Genomic DNA, 18,188 nt, shown 5'->3' on the forward strand with positions numbered 1-18,188 from the left:
GGAAAAGACGATGGAACGAACCGTCTTGGATTGTTTAAACAGCCGACAGGTATCACGATCGATGCTGACGGCAGACTGTATGTGACAGATAAAGAACGCGGTATGATCCAAGTCTTTGAATCTACTGCTTTTTCTAAACAAGTGCACGAAGGCATCGCGCTTTTTAAAGAGGGCCGTTATATCGAGAGTCAGAAGTACTGGGAAGAAGTGCTGGAGATGAACTCTTCGTTCGGTCTTGCGCATTCTGCGATGGGCTCTGCTTACTACAAACAGCAAGACTATGATAAGGCGTTAGAAGAATACGAGTTTGCAAACGACGTGTTCGGTTATTCCGATTCGTTCTGGGAAGTACGTCACGCGTGGATGCAAGAGAACCTGGAAACGGTGTTATTCGCGTTAATTTTCTTCGCCATTTTGTACTATGTCGTAAAACTGATCGACAAAAAGAAAGGCATTCTGGATCAGCCTCGTAGACAGATTGGCGCGATTAAGAAACAGAGATTGATAGGAGAACTGTTCTTCCTGTTCAAGTTCTTCCGTCATCCGATCGACAGCTTCTATTATCTGAAAAGAAAACGATATGCGTCGATCCTGTCTGCGACGATTTTGTATGTCATTTTAATCGTCGAGTATATTTACAGCCGGTTTTATACCGGATTTATCTTTAAAACGGTGAGCAGCGATGCGAACTTAGTCGGCGAGCTTCTCTTATTACTCGTACCGCTCGCACTTTTTATCGTGGTGAACTATCTCGTTAGTACAATTAACGATGGTGAAGGAAGGTTCAAGGACATCTATATCGGAACGATCTATTCGCTCGCTCCGTTCCTTGTGTTCAGTCCGATTCTGACCCTTTTATCGAACGTGCTCACATACAATGAAGCGTTTATTTATGTTTTCTCGATCCGCATCATCTACTTATGGTGTCTGATCATTCTTTTCATCATGTTAAAAGAGATTCATAACTACACGTTCTCAGACACAATCCGAAACATCTTTGTCACGCTGTTCGGTATGGTGATCATGCTTCTTGTTGTGTTCATCGTGTTCGTGTTGATCGACCAAGTGTACGATTTTGTTTATTCCATCATAAAGGAGGCTGTTCTTCGTGTATAAAAAGATAAGTATCGCCCTTCTTACCTTGCTCGTACCGATCTCTGTATTTGCCGCGCAAGATGATAAGAAAAGTACCGAGCAGCCTCCCGTACCAACGGAAAGTAGTCAAAACGTGATGAAGTATACCTCCTCATCGTTTACGAAGCCTGAGAAAGCAGATGTGGCTCCGATCAAACAGAAAAACTCGTTTGAAGGTTTTGAGAAGGCATCAGAAAATGAAAATCTTGCGCTTTATGTGAACGAAGAAACGCTCGCGATTAAGGTTCAGAACAAGAAAACCAAGTATGTTTGGAACTCAGGACTAGATCAACCCGATCAATACCGATTGAACAAAACGTGGGAACAGATGGCACAATCCGCGATTACCGTTGATTACATGGATCGTCGCGGAAAGGTAAAAACCGAGAGCATCACAACGAATGATTCTCGTCCCCGTGTGAAGATGAATGATAAAGGGTTCACAGCCTCTCTTTACATGAACCAGTCAAAGCTCGAATTCGAAATGAACGTGGAGCTCCAAGGAAGCGACCTTGTCGTTTCGATTCCGGAGAATGAAATCAAAGAAAACAAGTACACGAAGCTCATCTCCATGCGTGTTTATCCATTCTTAGGAGCGGTAAACGAGAACGACATTAACGGTTACATGTTCATACCAGACGGAAGTGGTGCGCTGATCCGTTATGAGAAGAGGGGAAGTAAAGCAGATGCACCGTTTACCGCATCGATTTACGGTGAAGACGAAGCGTTCCAGAAAACAGAAGTGAAGAAAGATGGGAAGGTAACACCAGTTGAGCAAATTAAGATGCCTGTGTTTGGTGCTGTTCACGGGGTAAAGCAGAACGCGTTTTTAACCGTGATCGAAGAAGGCTATACACATGGTGACATCTTAGCTTATCCATCGGGTGTTTCGACCGACTTCAACTGGATTTCTTCAGAATTTCATTTCCGAAAAGAATATTATCAGCCAACAAGTAAGAACATGAAGGGCTTAAACTTATATCAAAAATCGAAGAACCCATTCGGCGTCAAGCTGAGATATATGTTCCTGCAAGAAGACGAAGCTGACTATGTTGGGATGGCAAAAGCGTATCAGAAGCATCTCACAGATACGAAGCAGCTGAGGAAAAACGATGACAAAACAGGTGTGAGACTTGAATTTTTAGGCGGTGAAGTGAAGGAAGGGTTATTGTGGGACTCTGTTCTGCCGATGACGAAAGTCGCAGACATTCCAAGCATGACTTCTGAGCTCAAAAAAGACATCAATGATCTGTTTGTCGTGTACAAAGGCTGGTCAGAAGGCGGCCTGACTGGAACGCTTCCGAACAAGTTTCCGTTCGAAGGTGAACTCGGGAACAGTGATGACGTGAAGAACACGATCGACACGCTTAAAAAGGATAACATTCCGCTTTATTTTTATAGCGATTACACGAAAGCGTATGATGGAGCATCCGGTTACTCTGGCAGTAAGGACGTAGCGAAGAAAATCAGTTCCGAAACGATCTCACACAGTGAAGAGAAGAAGACTCTATATTATCTATCGCCAGAAAAATCTCTTGCGATCGCGAAAGAAGATGCAAAGGAATTTAAAGAATACGGCATCTCGAACGTGGCGATTGATTCGAGCGGCTATACGCTTTTCTCTGACTTTAGCGGTAAGAAATCGAGCGAGCGTAATCAAACGATCAAAACTTATCAAAAGCTGTTCGGCACACTGAACAAAGCAGTGGGGAACGTTGCTCTGTACGAGCCTAACACGTATTTATGGAATCAAACAGACCGATATCTCGACATTCCGATGAACGCGTCGAACTATGTGTTTGAAACAGACACCGTGCCGTTTCTGCAGATCGTTTTAAAAGGATACATGCCATACTACGCACCATTCTCAAACTTTCAGTCAGATTCAGAAGATCAGATGCTGCGCATGATTGAGTATGGAGCATATCCATCGTTTCTTTTAACGAAAGAACCGTCTCATCTCTTAGCCAAAACAGCATCGAAAGACGTTTATACATCCCAATATTCCATCTGGAAAGAAAAAATTCTCTATCAGTACAAAAAAATCCAGAAAAGTCTTGGTGTGGTTGAAGGCGAAGAAATTGTCAGCCGAAATGTTCCTCAGACTGGAATAGTTGAAGTAGAATACTCAAACGGAAAAGTGATCATCGTCAATTATACGAACGCTTCTTACAAACGAAACGGTATGGAAGTTGGAGCGAAAGATTTTGCGGTAACAGAAGGGGGCAAAAGCGATGAAACGACTAAGCAACAATAGAAACCTTACAGGATTGCTGTTTGTTTCACCTTGGATCATCGGCTTTCTCGTCTTTACCGCCTTTCCGCTTTTATACTCGCTCTTTTTAAGCTTTCAAGAAGTGAAGATTACAACGGACGGTATTAAAACGAACTTTGTGAAGTTTGGAAACTATGAATATGCCTTTACGGTAGATGGGACGTTTGTGGACCGCGTCTTAACGTATTTAGAAGAGATGGTCATATCCGTACCGATCATCATTGTCTTTTCGCTAATCATCGCTCTATTGTTGAACCAGAAGATCAAGTTCCGTGGCCTGTTCCGTACAATCTTCTTCCTGCCCGTTATTATCGCGAGCGGACCCGTGATCAAAGAGCTGATCGATCAAGGAATCACGACGATTCCTTCTATTGAACAGTACGCCATTTATCAGGCGCTAAATGATAACCCTGATGGTTTCTTTAACGGTATATTGCTTTATCTGATTAAAAACCTGATCGTAATCCTTTGGTATTCAGGTGTGCAGATTCTGATCTTCCTTGCTGCTCTTCAGAAGATGGACAAGCAGATCTTTGAAGCCGCGAAAATCGACGGGGCAAGCAATTGGGAGTTCTTTTGGAAGATCACTCTGCCAAGCCTCGTTCCGATGATCATCGTGAACATGATTTATACGATCGTGACGTATTCTGTATTCTCGTTGAATCCGATCATTGAGCATATTCAAAAGAACATGTTTAAAGTAGACACGGGCTATGGCTATGCCTCAGCTCTGTCTTGGATCTACTTTCTCATTATTGCTGCAGCGCTGGCTATCGCGGTTGGTGTGATGACGGTAAAAAGAAAGAAAAAGTACACCTAAGAGGATGTGATCAACGTGCAAACCAAAACACAGCAAGTAAACAAGTATTACTTTAAAACGAAAAGAATGTTTTTGGGCATGCAGGGGACGGATGGTCTTCTATATAAGCTCTTGATCTACGGACTCTTAGTGGGGATCGGGTTCGTGTATTTATATCCGCTTCTCTACATGGGTGTTTATAGCTTTAAGAGTTTGGACGACCTGTTAAACCCGCTTGTAAACTGGATTCCAACACAGTTTTATACAGGAAACTATGAGCAGGCAAATAAGGTATTAAACTTTTTTTCAACATTAATGGAAACGCTTTATGTGACGGTCCTACCAGCACTGGCACAGACCGCAGTAGCCGCTGTTGTCGGGTACGGACTTGCCCGTTTTGATTTTAAAGGAAAAAAGATCATGTTCGTTCTTGTACTCGCGACGTTTATCATTCCGCCGCAAGTGACGCTCATTCCAAGATATATCTTCTTTAATGAGCTGAACATCCTTGGCAGTTTGAGTGCGTTCATGCTGCCGGCAACGTTCGGACAAGGGTTGAACAGTGCGATCTTTATCTTGATCTTTTATCAGTTTTTTAGAGCGGTACCAAAAGCACTGGAAGAAGCAGCTCAGCTCGATGGGGCAGGACATTTCCGGATCTTCTTCACGATTGCTTTACCGATGGCATTGCCTGCGATCATCATCTCGTTTTTGTTCTCGTTCGTTTGGTATTGGAACGAGACGTATTTGGCGGCGATCTATTTTGGAGATGCACTAACGACTCTTCCACTGCAGCTGCAAAAGTTCGTTGCGACGTATCAGCAGATGTTCCCAGCTGAGATGGGAGTCAGTGGCGGTAATCAGTTGAACGAAGGGATTAAGATGGCAGGAACCGTCTTGTCGATTCTGCCGTTATTGATCGTGTACTTTATCACGCAGCGCTGGTTTGTTGAAGGTGTAGACCGTTCGGGGATTACGGGGGAGTAATGTGAATTTGGGTCTTCATTCTTTGGTGAGATTCTTCTTAGAAAAAGTGGAATGGAGCAGAAGGTGTGAGACTCCTGCGGGACGAGCGGTCAGGTGAGACACTTAAAGGCGTAAAGCGGCAAGTGGCTCACCGGTCGCCCCGCGGAAAGCGAAGCACCTGGAGCGAAATGAAACGATCTTCACTTTAAAAAAACCACAAAAAGAGAGGGGAAAAACGATGGATACACAGAAACTATTGGACCTTGAAGCGAAAGGATGCTTTGATTTTTTTTGGAACGAAGCAAACACGGATAAAGACAGCCCGGGATACGGATTGATCCTGGATCAGTCAGCGAACAAAAAAGTAGCAAGTATCGCATCAAACGGGTTCGGATTAACTGCAATCATTATCGGAATCGAGCGTGGTTGGATCAAGAAAGAAGAAGGCTACGAACGTACGAAAGGGACTCTTGAAACATTTCTGAACAACGTGGAACACGCGAGCGGCTTCTTTTACCACTTCTTAAACATGCAAACGGGAAAAAAGAACGAAGAATGGTATGACTGTGCGTCGATCATCGATACCGGAATCTTTTTGTGTGGTGCTGTAACGTCCGCAGAATACTTTGGTGGCGAGATTGCAGAGCTTTTTGAAAAGATATACGCTCGTGTCGACTGGAAAGTGTACTATGATGAGCCGGTAAACCAGTTCTTCATGGGCTATAACCCGGAAACAGGTGGTTTCCACCATTGGGACATGTACGCAGAACAGATGATGACGTACGTGCTTGGCGTGGCTTCACCTACCCATCCAGTTCCGGTGAAAATTTATGACGGCTTCGAACGCAGAAAAGGAACGTACAAAGATTACGAGTACATCCACGCGCCAGGCAATGCGATGTTCGTTCACCAATATTCGCATGCGTTTATCGATTTTAGAAATATCGTCGACGGAGACGGAATCAACTGGTTCGAGAACTCGGTAAAAGCATCGCTTGCGAACCGTGCGTTCTGTATGGAAAAATCGAGTGAGTTCAAGACATATCATGAAAACGCGTGGGGCTTAACCGCTTGTGCGAGTCCGACCGGCTACCGCGTACCTGGTGCTCCTCCTTATTATGAAGGCTGTACGCCTGAGCTCGAGGGGACGATCGCACCGACTGGAGCAGCGGGATCGATCGTGTTCACACCAGAAGAGTCGATCGCAGCGATGAAGTATTTTTACGAAGAACATCCACAGCTTTGGGGTGAGTATGGTTTTCAAGACTCTTATAACCTGGACGAAACTCCAGCTTGGTATGCAGACCATGTCATCGGAATCGACAAGGGTATCACGCTTCTTATGATCGAGAACTATCAATCTGGTCTCGTGTGGGATCTGTTTATGAAAAACAAGTACGTGAAACAAGGTGCTGACCTGTTAGGTTGGAAAAAGACAGAAGGAAGTCCGGCAAAATGATTGAAATCAAGAACAAACAGATCATCATCGACGGTAAGCCCGTTCTAATCACTTGCGGTGAGATTCATTACTACCGTCTTGATAAAAGTGATTGGCAAGACCGGCTGGACAAGTTGAAAGAAACAGGATGTAACGCTGTGGCCACTTATGTGCCATGGCTTTGGCATGAGCCGGTAGAAGGGCAGTTTGATTTTACGGGTAAAACACGTCCTAAAACAGACCTTGCCGGGTTCATCGACCTTTGTACGGAAAACGGCTTTTATTTCTTCGTTCGTCCAGGTCCATTCATCATGGCCGAGATGAAAAACGAAGGCTTGCCATATTGGGTGTATGAGAAGCATCCTGAGATCATTCCGGTTGGTTGGGACGAAAGCGAACCAACAACGCCGACCGTGGATTATCTCGCACCAGGATTTTTACAAGAAGTTCGTAAGTATTATGAAAAAGTGATGGAAGTTGTCACGCCGCGTATTTACCAAAACGGTGGAAAAATCATTGCGTTTCAGCTTGATAACGAGATCGGAATGCTGTCTTGGGTAAGTAACACACCCGATTTGACGGACAACGTGCTGAACGATTTCTCAAATTGGTTGAGCGAACGATACGGCGATAACGTTTCTCTCCGCTATCCATTTTCGTTGGAAGAAAGTGCTGAGCGAAATGCTGCATTCCGTTCTCCGAAAGAAGAGTATGCGGCACAGCTGTTAAAAGATCTTGGCTATTACATGCGCTATCGATTCGCAAAATACATTGCGATTTTAAGAGAGTACGCGGAAGAGTTCGGCGTGAAAGACATACCGTTCGTTGTAAATATCCACGGAACAGGCGGTGGACGAGGCTTCACGTACCCGATCGGAATCAGTCAGCTTTATGAAACATATACACAAGCACCCGGATACATCTCTGGCTCTGATATTTATTTTGGCGACCTCGACATGAAAACGTTCCAAGACCTCTACATCATTAACGGTCTGATGGAAGCCGTTCATAACGAAGATCAACCGTTAACGTCTGTTGAGTTCAATTGTGGTGACGGAAACTTTGGAGAGACGCTAGGTGAGCGCTATGATCCATCAGCTGCAGATTTTAAGTTTAGAATGTGCCTTGCTCAAGGAAACCGACTGATCAACTATTATCTTTTTGCTGGTGGAAAAAATGCTAGGCTTGATACGCTTGTTGACGACGGAAACGACCGCATCGCCTCAACAGGCGAACGTCATGGTTTTGCGGCACCAATCGGTCCAGAAGGCCACTACAACTATACGTTCCCGCGCATGTCACGCGTGAACCAAAGTGTGATGGCAGTAAGTGATAAGCTCGCGCGAATGGACGAAGAGCGTGATAATGTATCGTTCGCGTTCATCCCGGACTATTACATGACAGAATATCGTTATCCGAAGAGTGAAGTGATGCGAGAGATCCTCTCGAACATTGAGGCGAACCGCGGTGCTGGTGCTTGGGAGATCATGGGCCGTGCAATGCTGCTCAACGGTTATCGGTTTACAGCGGTCGATGTTCAGAACAAACTCCTTGATGTGACGAAAACGCCTGTCCTCGCGTTACCGTCTGCTCGTTATATGGACAGTGCGATTCAGCAGAAACTCGTAAACTATTTAAACACGGGCGGAAAAATTCTTCTATATGGTGAGGTTTCACTTTTTGATATGGAAGGGAAGGAATGTACGATTCTAGCGGATGCGCTTGGGGTGACAAGCAAGGGTTATCACCGTGACCGCTACAAAAACTATCTTTCTATTTATGGAGACAATTGGGCGTCGGGGCAGCCAGAGATTCGATCTGGTTTTGCGCAAGGGTTTGAAGTAGCAGAAGGTGTGACTCCGATTTTAAGAGTGTACGGATCAAATGATGTATGCGGTTTTGAATCTGAGATTGGTAACGGGTGTGCAATCGTTGTAGCAGGATCCTACCGCTGCGACCTGCCGTTTTTTAAAAAAGCGCTTGAACGATTGGGTTCACGTGCAAAGCTTACTAACGATTGTCATTATCACGGAATCTTTATGACGTCTACCTCTAATGTTGACGGTGAACGGTTCATCCATATTCTGAACCTAGATGGATTTGATAAGGAATTCACCATTTATGAAGATGAAGAAGCGTTGTTTGGTGGAAGGAAACTGTTGTTGCAAAGCAAAGACGGTGTGATGCTTCCTGTGAATCTAGCAGCAGGCAACGCGAAGATAGCTTACGCGACAGCAGAGGTTACAGGTGTGAGTGCAGATCATATTGATTTCCGCTTAACACAAGTGGAAGATGTGATCGCGTTTGATATTGGAACGAAGATTTTACCGAGTGCAGATTATGTAATTGAAGAAAATGATGAGTTAACGCTTGTCCGAAGCAAAAAACACGCAAAAGTGGACAATCAGTTGCGGGTTTTGGTGGGATAGTTAGGTAAGACTGCTCTTTTGGAGCAGTCTTTTTCTATTTTTAGATAGTTAATTGTTAGGAGTCAGCTTTTTGTATTTAGGTGAAAAGTTAATCATAGAAGTTAAAAATAGACACAAAAAAGTATATATAATTGAGCATTATTCTAATTTATAGCTATTGTAAGCATCTTCAAACTTTTTATAGAGAAAATACTGGTAAATTTTATGCGGACTACCAGTGATATTGGGCGCTTGAGCGAAAAGGAAGGCAGTTGGAGCGAAACGCATTGTTGTTGGAGCGAAAACAGAGGTTCACTGAGCGAAACGGAGGATCTATTGAGCGAAAAGAGCCCACGTCTGCGCGAACGTGTAATAAATATAAGAACACGTACCGTAAAACGAATAAAAATATTTACCAAATCTCTTTTAACTGGTATAAATTACCTATAGAGGAGCGGTGAAAATGGATGTGTTAAAGAAAAACAGCAAAATAAGAAGGAATTCTATCGCTGCAATCGGAGTTACTGTCATTGTGACAAGCTATCTGAATGAATGGTGGATTTTTACGTTGGGCTGTATAGTGCTAATAGGTGTTCTTCGCAGTGAATCGACTCAAGAATTAAAACGATTTTTTAAATCGATTTGGTTTGTGTATTTTACTTGGTTCATCCTTCTTCTTGCAGGTGGGACAGACCGTGAAATGACCTTGGAGGTTTTGGGTAACGTTGCTTTAGTTGCGGGGTTCTTTTTCCCAGTGTTTATTGTTGGTATTTCTGTCATTCCTTATTTTCAAGTCAAATGGTTATTACCATATGAAGTCAGAACGTTTAATCGAACAGCAAGCTATGTCTTTTTTGGATGGCTGCTTTTTCTAATCGTGCTTATTGGATTAATGCATCCATAAAAAAGGACTTCTCAAAACGAGAAGTCCACAATTTCTATTACTTTACTAATTTAAACGGTACACTCACCACATCATGGCTGTTCTTTCCGATAAACGCCTCAAACTTGCCATCATCACTCTTGAACTCAAGGTTCTCATGGTGATAACGAAGCATTTCTTCTGTGATCTCGAACGTAACTTCCTCTGACGCTCCAGGATCAAGAACAATCTTCTTATAACCTTTTAACTCTTTCACCGGACGAACGACGTCACCCGCAATATCACGAATGTATAACTGAACAAGCTCTTCACCAGGCACATCGCCTGTATTCGTAACGGTTACAGAAGCCGTAATCGAGTCTTCCTGTGTCAACACATTATTAGACAACTTCACATCGTCATACTTGAACTCTGTATAGCTCAATCCGAAACCAAACGGGAATAGAGGCTCATTCGGAATATCCAGATAATGAGACAGATAACGCTCTTTATTATCCGGAGTTGGCTGCGGACGACCTGTGTTGAAGTGGTTGTAATAAACAGGTACCTGTCCAACAGAGTAGGGGAACGACATCGATAAACGTCCAGACGGATTCACGTCTCCGAATAAAACATCAGCAATCGCAGCACCCGCTTCAGTCCCTGGATACCAAGCTTCCAGCACAGCGTCTACTTGATCTGCAACACCATGCAGGTCAAGCGGTCGGCCGTTAAACAGAACAGTCACGATCGGCTTACCTAGCTTTTTCATTTGTTGGATTAGTTGAAGCTGAGGTTCAGGCAAACGAATGTCAGCTCGACATCCCGCTTCACCGCTCATGAATGAAGCTTCCCCAAGTGCGAGCACGATTACATCCGCATTACTTGCAGTTTTAACGGCTTCCTCGATCTGCTCAGCCGTTACTGACTCAACCTCACACCCTTCAGCAACTGTTAAAAGTGAAGGATCAGCTAATTTTTTCAACAGACCCGTGTCTACTTTTACCACGTCATCAAATGCACCTTGCCAAGACCATGGGCCCATTAAATCACCATTTGTAGCGAATGGTCCGATTAGTGCGATTTTTTGCGTCGATTGAAGAGGAAGAACGTTACCTTCATTTTTTAATAAAACACAAGACTTAGCAGCGAGTTCACGTGCTACTTCACGGTGCTCGTCACACAAAATGACTTCCTCGGCACGCTTCTCATCAGCACCACGATATGGATCTTCAAAAAGTCCAAGCTTCTGCTTCAACGTTAAAATTCGTTCTACTGATTCATCAACGAGTGATTCAGATAACTTGCCGCTTTCCACAAGCTCCTTCACGTGGTCGATGTAGCATGTTGTCATCATTTCGATGTCAACACCAGCTGTGAGCGCTTTATACGCTGCTTCTGCTTCGTCTTCAGCCACACCGTGCGGAAGCTGCTCTTTTACAGCACCCCAGTCCGAGATGATCACACCGTTAAAGCCCCACTCATCACGAAGAAGGTCGCGCATCAGCTTCTTGTTCGCCGTTGCCGGAATTCCGTCAACAGTGTTGAACGCCGTCATCACCATTTCACAGCCCTCATCAAGCGCAGCTTTATAAGCAGGCAGATAAGATTCGCGAAGCTGGCGTTCAGACATGTTCACCGTATTGTAATCGCGTCCGCCTTCAGGTGCACCATAAGCCGCAAAGTGCTTTACACAAGCAGCCACGCGGTCTTTATCATTCGTTAAATCTGTCCCTTGAAAACCACGAACGAAAGCACGAGCAAACTCGCTGTTCAGGAAACCATCTTCACCCGTAGATTCCATAACACGGCCCCAGCGAGGGTCACGAACAAGATCGACCATGGGAGCGAACGTAACGTGAACACCAGAAACAGAAGCTTCTTTTGCAGCGATCTCTGCACTCTTTTCAGCTAGATCCATATCCCACGAGCAGCCGATCGCGAGAGGTACAGGAAAGATCGTTTTAAAACCATGTACGATATCAGCCATCATCAATAAAGGAATGCCATGACGGTTTTCTTTTAAATGTGCGTCTTGAATGTTTCTCGTTTCACGAGCTCCTGATCCACCAAGAACAGACCCGGTATTGCGAATCACTTCATCCGAAATCCCCATCTCCTGCATGGGACCCGTGATAAAACCTTGATCAGATGAACCTTTAAAGAAAGGAGTGGCAAGCTGAACCAACTGGCTGATCTTTTCTTCTAATGTCATATCTTGAATTAAGTGTTGTACGTTCTGCTTAAGCATAAAGAAAGTACCTCCTGGATTTCTATTAAATGTATGATGGCGAGTTAATCGAAACGTTTCGATAAATCTTTTATAAAAATTATAAGCGCTTTCATTTTAAGAGTCAATGAAAAATCGAAACGATTCACTAGAAAATAAAGAGGACTAAAAAGAGGCGGTATCTTTCAGTTAGTGGTCGATAAAAAACAAAAACCCGGTCTCGATACCGGGTTTCTCATTTTACTAGTTCATTAAGTTGAGCATTACGTTTTTCTCTTTCCTTTTCATCCGCAAGGTCATACTTCTTCAACAAATGAAAGACTTCATTTAAGTAGTCTTGATCAGCGTCAGCAGATAAAGAATCGCCAACCTCCATCACCAGTTCACGCGGCATAAAAGCTGATTGTTCTGCTAGCTTTTGCTTCACATCTTCTAACGTGTGGTCAATCGTGCATTTTCCCATTTTAAAAATACCCCCTCTATATATAGCTTGAATTAGTTAAGAAATCGTATCATAGATCAGGTCGGGGTGAAAGAATAGTGTCTTGACCAAGATTCATGTTACGCTAATTAGGATATAAAAATAATGGAGGTGTGTTAAACATGCGTTTAAAAGGTAAAAAAGTGCTAAGTCTTGTGCATCATGATTTTGAAGACTTAGAATTGTGGTACCCGATTCTCCGGTTGCGTGAAGAAGGAGCCGTGGTTGAACTCGTTGGTGAGAAGGCGGGCGAAACATATATCGGAAAATATGGTGTTCCCGCTGAAGCTGATTTTGCTTTTGGAGATGTAGATGCAAGTCAGTATGACGCGATCCTCGTTCCAGGCGGATGGGCACCGGACAAGCTGCGCCGTTTTCCAGAAGTGATCGCCATGGTTCAGCACATGGAGGAACAGCACAAGCCGATCGGCCAGATCTGTCATGCAGGCTGGGTTCTCGTGTCAGCAAAAGTTTTACAAGGTAAAAAAGTAACAAGCACGCCAGGAATCAAGGATGATATGGAGAACGCTGGTGCTGAGTGGATCGATGAACCGGTTGTAGTTGATGGCCATCTCGTTTCTAGCCGCCGTCCGCCAGATCTGCCAGATTATATGAGAGAATTTGTTGCGGTTTTGGAAAAGAAATAATATTAAGTAGAGGTGAACACCCGATCTTTATGTAATTCGGGTGTTTTTCTTTTGTTTTTTGGAACGAGCTATAGTGTAAAACCGAGTTCCCAACCCACCTCGATCGCTATACACTACTAACACGTATTCCTTCATCGTTAGGAGTGAAAGACATGCCATCCCAAGACGATTTTATTAAACAAGAGGGCACGGAGTTTCCAGGTAAAACTTACGTAGAACACTTGCTGCGCCCCGTTTTTAGCGATCAAAGAGACTATCTTTTTAAACATATGTTTAATATTCACCGTGCACACGTTGTGATGCTCGCGGAACAAAACATTCTGCAACAAAAAGAAGCTGCAACCATTCTGCAAGGAGTAGAATCTGTCGCCAAAATTGACCCGCAGTCCCTCCAATATGACTCTCAATTTGAAGATCTTTTTTTCATGATAGAACACAAAATCAGCAACGAAATTGGACCAGACCTCGCCGGAAAAATGCACATGGCACGAAGCCGAAACGACATGGGAATCGCGATGTACCGTCTCGCATTAAGGAAACACATCATCACACTCACAGAGAGCTCACTCTTACTAGCAACAGCCCTATTAGAAAAAATCAACGAACATGCCGAGACCATTATAACCGCGTACACCCACACCCAGCCTGCACAGCCGACAACGCTCGGCCACTATTTAACGGCGATCTTAGACATACTTCTGCGTGATATCAAACGACTTCATTCCGCTTACGAAACAGTGAACTCTTCTCCAATGGGTGCGGCGGCCTTATCAACAACAAGCTTTCCCATAAATCGAAAACGCGTCTCAGAACTGCTCGGTTTTCACAAACTCATTGAAAACTCCTATGACGCAGTTGCTGGGGCCGATTACCTGATAGAATCCGCAACAGCAGTCTTAACTCTGATGACGAACAGCGGCAGGTGGATCCAAGACTTCCTTCAACTCGTGACACGTGAACATAACATCTTAAAAGTTGCTGACCCATACGTACAAATCAGCTCCATTATGCCGCAAAAGCGAAACCCTGTTTCTATCGAGCACTCTCGCTCACTTGCCAGTTCATCAGCAGGGGAAGCACTCGCAGCCATCCACATGATTCACAACACTCCGTTCGGCGATATCGTGGATACAGAGGATGATCTTCAGCCACATCTTTATCGAAGCTACGAAAAAGCAAACCGGGTGATGTACCTCATGCATGCGGTCATTCGTACGATGGAAGTAAACAAAGAAACAGCTCTCAAACGAGCAAAAACGTCATGCATTACGATTACCGAGCTCGCCGACTATATTGCAAAAGAAAAACATGTGCCTTTTCGAACAGCCCATCAAATCGCAAGTGCCATTGCTAAAAAATGCTCACAACAAAGTATCGAGCTTTACGAACTACGACTGCAAACAGTTAATGAACTCATTCGTAGCCACCAAAATGTATACCTCACACAAAAAGAATGGAAAGAGATCATCTGTCCCATTGAATTTGTACGGCGGCGAAGCATACAAGGCGGACCGAATCCGAATGAGGTGAGGAGGATGGCCGAAGAGCGGGATGACTATATACAAAGAGTACAAACATCACTCTTCAATGAAAAAGCACGACTAAAACTCGCACAAAAACTCCTAATGGACGCAGTCCAGCAGCTTATGGCCGAAGGAACTCCATAGCATTCATCCAAGAACCTGTTGCCGCTCAATCTTACTGCAGGTTCTTTTCTTTTTCTAAGACTTCCCAATTCATCCTTTTTGTAATATAATTCAGAAAAATAAGCGCCATGTGGTGATATGATGATGTATTTATTATTTATTAGTTGTATGGCTTTATATTTATTATCCGTTGTCTTTCCCGCTCAACTGTTGCAATTGGCTGTATCTACGCTTTGTTTGCTGATTGTTGCGATATATGTAAAAAGAGTAGGGAAGACGGTTACATTCATAAGCTCACTCTTTCTAATAATGGGACTAGCTATGCTTTGGTCAAGTGATGCAAGATGGAATGATTATCTGCTGTCATTCGGACCCATGCTGAACCTTTTGTGTTTATTTATGGTTGTTCCGCTTCTAGCTTATCCCATCCGATTAGGAAACTATGCTGAATCTATACAAGAGATAATCAGAAAGAATGTCAGAAACCCGAAGCAGCTTTATTTTATGACATCAGGGCTTTCTTACTTTTTTAGCAGCTTTATCAATTTAGCTAGCTTACCTATGACCTATCACGCGATAAAACCTTCTTTAGCGCACTATTCTGTAGCCAATGAATATCGTTTTATGAGCAGAGCCATCACACACGGTTTTTCTATGCCGCTCCTTTGGACACCGGTCACGCCAATCGTTGGTATTGTGATTGAAATGAATGGTGTAAGCTGGGCGTCTATGCTTCCTTATTTAATCCCGTTAAGTTTGATGGGACTAACACTTGACTGGCTGCTTGCCACTCGTCAGTATCATAAACATCGGAAATCAGCCATGTTTACTGAAAAAGAAACAGCTGCCGCAATTGAAGTTCATGCGATACAAGCAAATCGGACAAGCAGATTGTTTCACATTTTAATTGCCTTAATCCTATTTAACCTGATCGTATCCATTATTGAATATCGTACATCGTATAGTTTTCTATTTATTGTAACGCTGCTTGTTATACCAGTTGCTTTTTTTTGGAGCTTACTTCTAAGAAAAGGTAAATCCTTTATAAAAGGAATGGGAGAGCATTTTCAAACGCATGTCGTGAAAATGAGCGGACAGTTTGTCATCTTTTTATCAGCAGGGTTCTTTATATCTGCAATGAAATTTTCTAACACCGATCACCTATTCAATGTGGGACTATTACAGATAAAGGATGCAATAGGCGTTGAGGTATTTTTAGTCTTGCTCCCGATCGTTCCACTGATTCTAGCGTTTATGGGACTGCACCCAGCAGTAGCTGTGGCATTAATGGCTGAATCACTTGATCCTGCATCACTGCAGATTTCAAGTCAGCTGTTGACGCTGTCCATGTTGGGCGGTGCCGTGGGGGCGTTTCTTATGGGGCCTTTTAACGCAACGATTGGACTGATGGCCACAATAGTAGAAGAGAGCCCTTATAAACTATCAAACTGGAATGCACCGTTTACAATGGCTTATCTTGGTTTATTGATGGCATTCATTCTGCTTTTACAAGTTATCTTTTAAAGCTATACAGACCAAACAAAAAAGCAGCCCCCTGTATGTTCAGGGAGCTGCTTCTTTAATTTAATTAAACAGCGGATGTTTCTCGGAGTACAAGTTTCGTATATTTTGAATCTGGACCGGAGCCAGAAGCGGCAATCATCTCATCCAGTTCTGCTCGTGCACCTTCTACTGTTTCAAAGGATTCAAAGAACTTCACACGAATCTCATTTACAAATTCTTTTCCTTCATACTTTTCATATAGTCTGATTTTAATAGAATCATCTGTTACTTTGGCAATGGTGTAGCTTGCTTTTATTTCTTCAAAAAAGATAAAATCATAAGTTTCAACCGGTTCTAACCCTTCACCTTTAATGGTTGTTTGATACGTATCTTTGTTCGTTAAAATAATATATTTTTCCATTTCTACACCTCACTATTGTATTTTGTATACCATACACTCTATTTTACCTAACCGAAACTATGAAATCAATTATTTTTAAAATAGATTGAATATTTAGTAAAAAAGACCTTATTCCTGTTATATCTCTCTATTTTTACGAAATTTGCATTTTACAAAAAGCACGCAAATGATATAATCAAAACTAAGTTTCAGAAATTTCAAACTTTTAAACCCAAGGAAGAGGTGTACAAAATGCCAACTGTTCGCTTATTTCAAGATGGAGAACTTATTGAGCAAGAAGTGAAAGAAAATAGCAATCTCGTTGTTTTAGCGGGCATTAAACAGTTTCCGAAATTAAGATACGGATGTGGCATGGGGAAATGTACGAAGTGCGCATGCAAAGTGACAGGTGGGGCTGAGCAGTTAAATCCGCCTAACTGGAAGGAGGAAAAGATGCTTGGAGATCGTCTTCAGGAAGGTTTTCGTTTAACTTGCCAGCTGACAGTAAGAGATGATCTTGAATTGGTACAGGATAAAAATTTTAACTTGAAAGGTATACAATATTCCAAACTAGCCGCAAAGTAATGCGAACTGTCTAATGATTGAGAAAGGGGTGATCCGCAAGTGAATTCCTATCTCTTAACAGAGATGACCTATCCAGAAGTGGAAAAAGCCTTAAAGACGGTGAAATTAGCCATCATTCCAATTGGTGCACACGAACAGCACGGTCCGCATATGCTTGAAAGCTGTGATAGTGTACTAGCAGAAAAAATGGCGATTAAACTAGCTGAACGATTATATCCAGACGTAATCGTAACTCCAACGGTAAACATGGGAGTGTCCCATCATCACTTGAATTTTGCCGGTACGATCTCGCTCCGGCCATCCACACTCATATCTATCATTAAGGATATGATTGAATCTTTAAAGACCCACGGAATATCGAATTATTTACTTTTAAACGCACATGGTGGCAATCAATCGACCCTAAGTGTAGCAAGTTTAGAACTTTCTCATGAACTAAACGTTAAAATCTATTATGCAAAAACAACAGCTTCTGCTAAAAACGCCATTTCAACTTATGTGAAATCACCTTTATTTGGGCACAGCTGTGAGCGTGAAGTTTCCGAAGCGCTATATCTTGCCCCTTACTTAGTTAAGCTGGATCGTCTGCAAAAAGGTGACATACAGCCTGGTATCTGGCGTGAGTTGCGACCGAATAAAGCTGTTCAAGGTCCCTATCAATATGAAGAAATGACAGTGAATGGATGTATTGGGGACGCTACTCAAGCAAGCGAAGAAATAGGCAGAGAAATTGTTGAAGAAGCACTGAACAATGTTGAAAAAACAATCAAAGAAATACTGGAGTTAACAACAATAGAAGTCTGATATTCCTTTT

The 18,188-nt window shown here is 43.1% G+C and carries 16 protein-coding genes; 13 read left to right on the forward strand and 3 right to left on the reverse strand.

Features of this window, described 5'->3' with window-relative positions; genetic code table 11:
• The 8 genes from P8610_RS08120 to P8610_RS08155 all read left to right on the forward strand — a co-directional run.
• The coding region (locus P8610_RS08120) for a YIP1 family protein (RefSeq protein WP_394603918.1) at nt 1-1,116 on the forward strand (1,116 nt) is incomplete at its 5' end.
• The gene (locus P8610_RS08125) at nt 1,109-3,391 is read left to right on the forward strand and encodes a DUF5696 domain-containing protein (protein WP_394603919.1); all 2,283 of its coding nucleotides are present in this window, start codon (nt 1,109-1,111) and stop codon (nt 3,389-3,391) included. The genes P8610_RS08120 and P8610_RS08125, both read left to right, overlap by 8 nt.
• Nucleotides 3,369-4,229 carry a carbohydrate ABC transporter permease gene (locus P8610_RS08130; protein ID WP_394603920.1) on the forward strand — a complete coding sequence of 287 codons (861 nt, stop codon included), beginning with the start codon at nt 3,369-3,371 and terminating at the stop codon, nt 4,227-4,229. Before P8610_RS08125 ends, P8610_RS08130 begins: the two co-directional genes overlap by 23 nt.
• Before the next feature lie 15 nt (nt 4,230-4,244).
• The gene (locus tag P8610_RS08135; RefSeq protein WP_394603921.1) at nt 4,245-5,195 is read left to right on the forward strand and encodes a carbohydrate ABC transporter permease; all 951 of its coding nucleotides are present in this window, start codon (nt 4,245-4,247) and stop codon (nt 5,193-5,195) included.
• Between the two features lie 65 nt (nt 5,196-5,260).
• Complete coding sequence (locus P8610_RS08140) at nt 5,261-5,383, forward strand: hypothetical protein (protein WP_394603922.1); 123 nt, start codon at nt 5,261-5,263, stop codon at nt 5,381-5,383.
• 29 nt (nt 5,384-5,412) lie between these two features.
• Nucleotides 5,413-6,633: a glucoamylase family protein gene (locus P8610_RS08145; RefSeq protein ID WP_394603923.1), complete on the forward strand. Its 1,221-nt coding sequence runs from the start codon at nt 5,413-5,415 to the stop codon at nt 6,631-6,633.
• A complete protein-coding gene (locus P8610_RS08150) occupies nt 6,630-9,041 on the forward strand; it encodes a beta-galactosidase (protein ID WP_394603924.1) in 2,412 nt (803 codons plus the stop codon). The genes P8610_RS08145 and P8610_RS08150 overlap by 4 nt, the downstream gene beginning before the upstream one ends.
• Before the next feature lie 442 nt (nt 9,042-9,483).
• Nucleotides 9,484-9,924: a hypothetical protein gene (locus tag P8610_RS08155; RefSeq protein WP_394603925.1), complete on the forward strand. Its 441-nt coding sequence runs from the start codon at nt 9,484-9,486 to the stop codon at nt 9,922-9,924.
• A 37-nt stretch (nt 9,925-9,961) separates the two neighbouring features.
• Here P8610_RS08155 and bglX read toward each other — a convergent pair whose 3' ends face one another.
• Together bglX and P8610_RS08165 are read right to left on the reverse strand one after the other, a co-directional pair.
• Complete coding sequence (gene bglX / locus P8610_RS08160) at nt 9,962-12,133, reverse strand: beta-glucosidase BglX (protein WP_394603926.1); 2,172 nt, start codon at nt 12,131-12,133, stop codon at nt 9,962-9,964.
• A gap of 214 nt (nt 12,134-12,347) precedes the next feature.
• Entirely contained in the window at nt 12,348-12,575 is a 228-nt protein-coding gene (locus P8610_RS08165) for a hypothetical protein (RefSeq protein WP_394603927.1), read from the reverse strand.
• 140 nt (nt 12,576-12,715) lie between these two features.
• Between P8610_RS08165 and P8610_RS08170 the strand changes: the two genes are divergently transcribed.
• From P8610_RS08170 to P8610_RS08180, 3 genes are all read left to right on the forward strand, one after another.
• The gene (locus tag P8610_RS08170) at nt 12,716-13,240 is read left to right on the forward strand and encodes a type 1 glutamine amidotransferase domain-containing protein (protein ID WP_394603928.1); all 525 of its coding nucleotides are present in this window, start codon (nt 12,716-12,718) and stop codon (nt 13,238-13,240) included.
• A 152-nt stretch (nt 13,241-13,392) separates the two neighbouring features.
• The gene (gene argH / locus P8610_RS08175) at nt 13,393-14,907 is read left to right on the forward strand and encodes an argininosuccinate lyase (RefSeq protein WP_394603929.1); all 1,515 of its coding nucleotides are present in this window, start codon (nt 13,393-13,395) and stop codon (nt 14,905-14,907) included.
• Between the two features lie 123 nt (nt 14,908-15,030).
• Nucleotides 15,031-16,410, forward strand: coding sequence for a hypothetical protein (locus P8610_RS08180; protein WP_394603930.1), 1,380 nt, complete (start codon nt 15,031-15,033; stop codon nt 16,408-16,410).
• 64 nt (nt 16,411-16,474) lie between these two features.
• Here P8610_RS08180 and P8610_RS08185 read toward each other — a convergent pair whose 3' ends face one another.
• A complete protein-coding gene (locus P8610_RS08185) occupies nt 16,475-16,810 on the reverse strand; it encodes a hypothetical protein (protein ID WP_289494342.1) in 336 nt (111 codons plus the stop codon).
• Nucleotides 16,811-17,041: 231 nt separating this feature from the next.
• On the opposite strand from P8610_RS08185, the gene P8610_RS08190 reads away from it, so the two are divergent.
• Both P8610_RS08190 and P8610_RS08195 read left to right on the forward strand, forming a co-directional pair.
• Nucleotides 17,042-17,374, forward strand: coding sequence for a 2Fe-2S iron-sulfur cluster-binding protein (locus tag P8610_RS08190; RefSeq protein ID WP_394603931.1), 333 nt, complete (start codon nt 17,042-17,044; stop codon nt 17,372-17,374).
• Nucleotides 17,375-17,413: 39 nt separating this feature from the next.
• The gene (locus P8610_RS08195) at nt 17,414-18,178 is read left to right on the forward strand and encodes a creatininase family protein (RefSeq protein WP_394603932.1); all 765 of its coding nucleotides are present in this window, start codon (nt 17,414-17,416) and stop codon (nt 18,176-18,178) included.
• Nucleotides 18,179-18,188 lie beyond the last annotated feature (10 nt).

This window comes from Fictibacillus sp. UD (assembly GCF_043558025.1).
Taxonomy (GTDB): domain Bacteria; phylum Bacillota; class Bacilli; order Bacillales; family Fictibacillaceae; genus Fictibacillus.

What these genes read in the sequence shown, in the direction of transcription:
- P8610_RS08130 (WP_394603920.1), top strand. Translation starts at nt 3,369, where the DNA reads ATGAAACGACTAAGCAACAATAGAAACCTTACAGGATTGCTGTTTGTT.
- P8610_RS08145 (WP_394603923.1), top strand. Translation starts at nt 5,413, where the DNA reads ATGGATACACAGAAACTATTGGACCTTGAAGCGAAAGGATGCTTTGAT.
- P8610_RS08150 (WP_394603924.1), top strand. Translation starts at nt 6,630, where the DNA reads ATGATTGAAATCAAGAACAAACAGATCATCATCGACGGTAAGCCCGTT.
- P8610_RS08155 (WP_394603925.1), top strand. Translation starts at nt 9,484, where the DNA reads ATGGATGTGTTAAAGAAAAACAGCAAAATAAGAAGGAATTCTATCGCT.
- bglX (WP_394603926.1), bottom strand. Translation starts at nt 12,133, where the DNA reads ATGCTTAAGCAGAACGTACAACACTTAATTCAAGATATGACATTAGAA.
- P8610_RS08165 (WP_394603927.1), bottom strand. Translation starts at nt 12,575, where the DNA reads ATGGGAAAATGCACGATTGACCACACGTTAGAAGATGTGAAGCAAAAG.
- P8610_RS08170 (WP_394603928.1), top strand. Translation starts at nt 12,716, where the DNA reads ATGCGTTTAAAAGGTAAAAAAGTGCTAAGTCTTGTGCATCATGATTTT.
- argH (WP_394603929.1), top strand. Translation starts at nt 13,393, where the DNA reads ATGCCATCCCAAGACGATTTTATTAAACAAGAGGGCACGGAGTTTCCA.
- P8610_RS08180 (WP_394603930.1), top strand. Translation starts at nt 15,031, where the DNA reads ATGTATTTATTATTTATTAGTTGTATGGCTTTATATTTATTATCCGTT.
- P8610_RS08185 (WP_289494342.1), bottom strand. Translation starts at nt 16,810, where the DNA reads ATGGAAAAATATATTATTTTAACGAACAAAGATACGTATCAAACAACC.
- P8610_RS08190 (WP_394603931.1), top strand. Translation starts at nt 17,042, where the DNA reads ATGCCAACTGTTCGCTTATTTCAAGATGGAGAACTTATTGAGCAAGAA.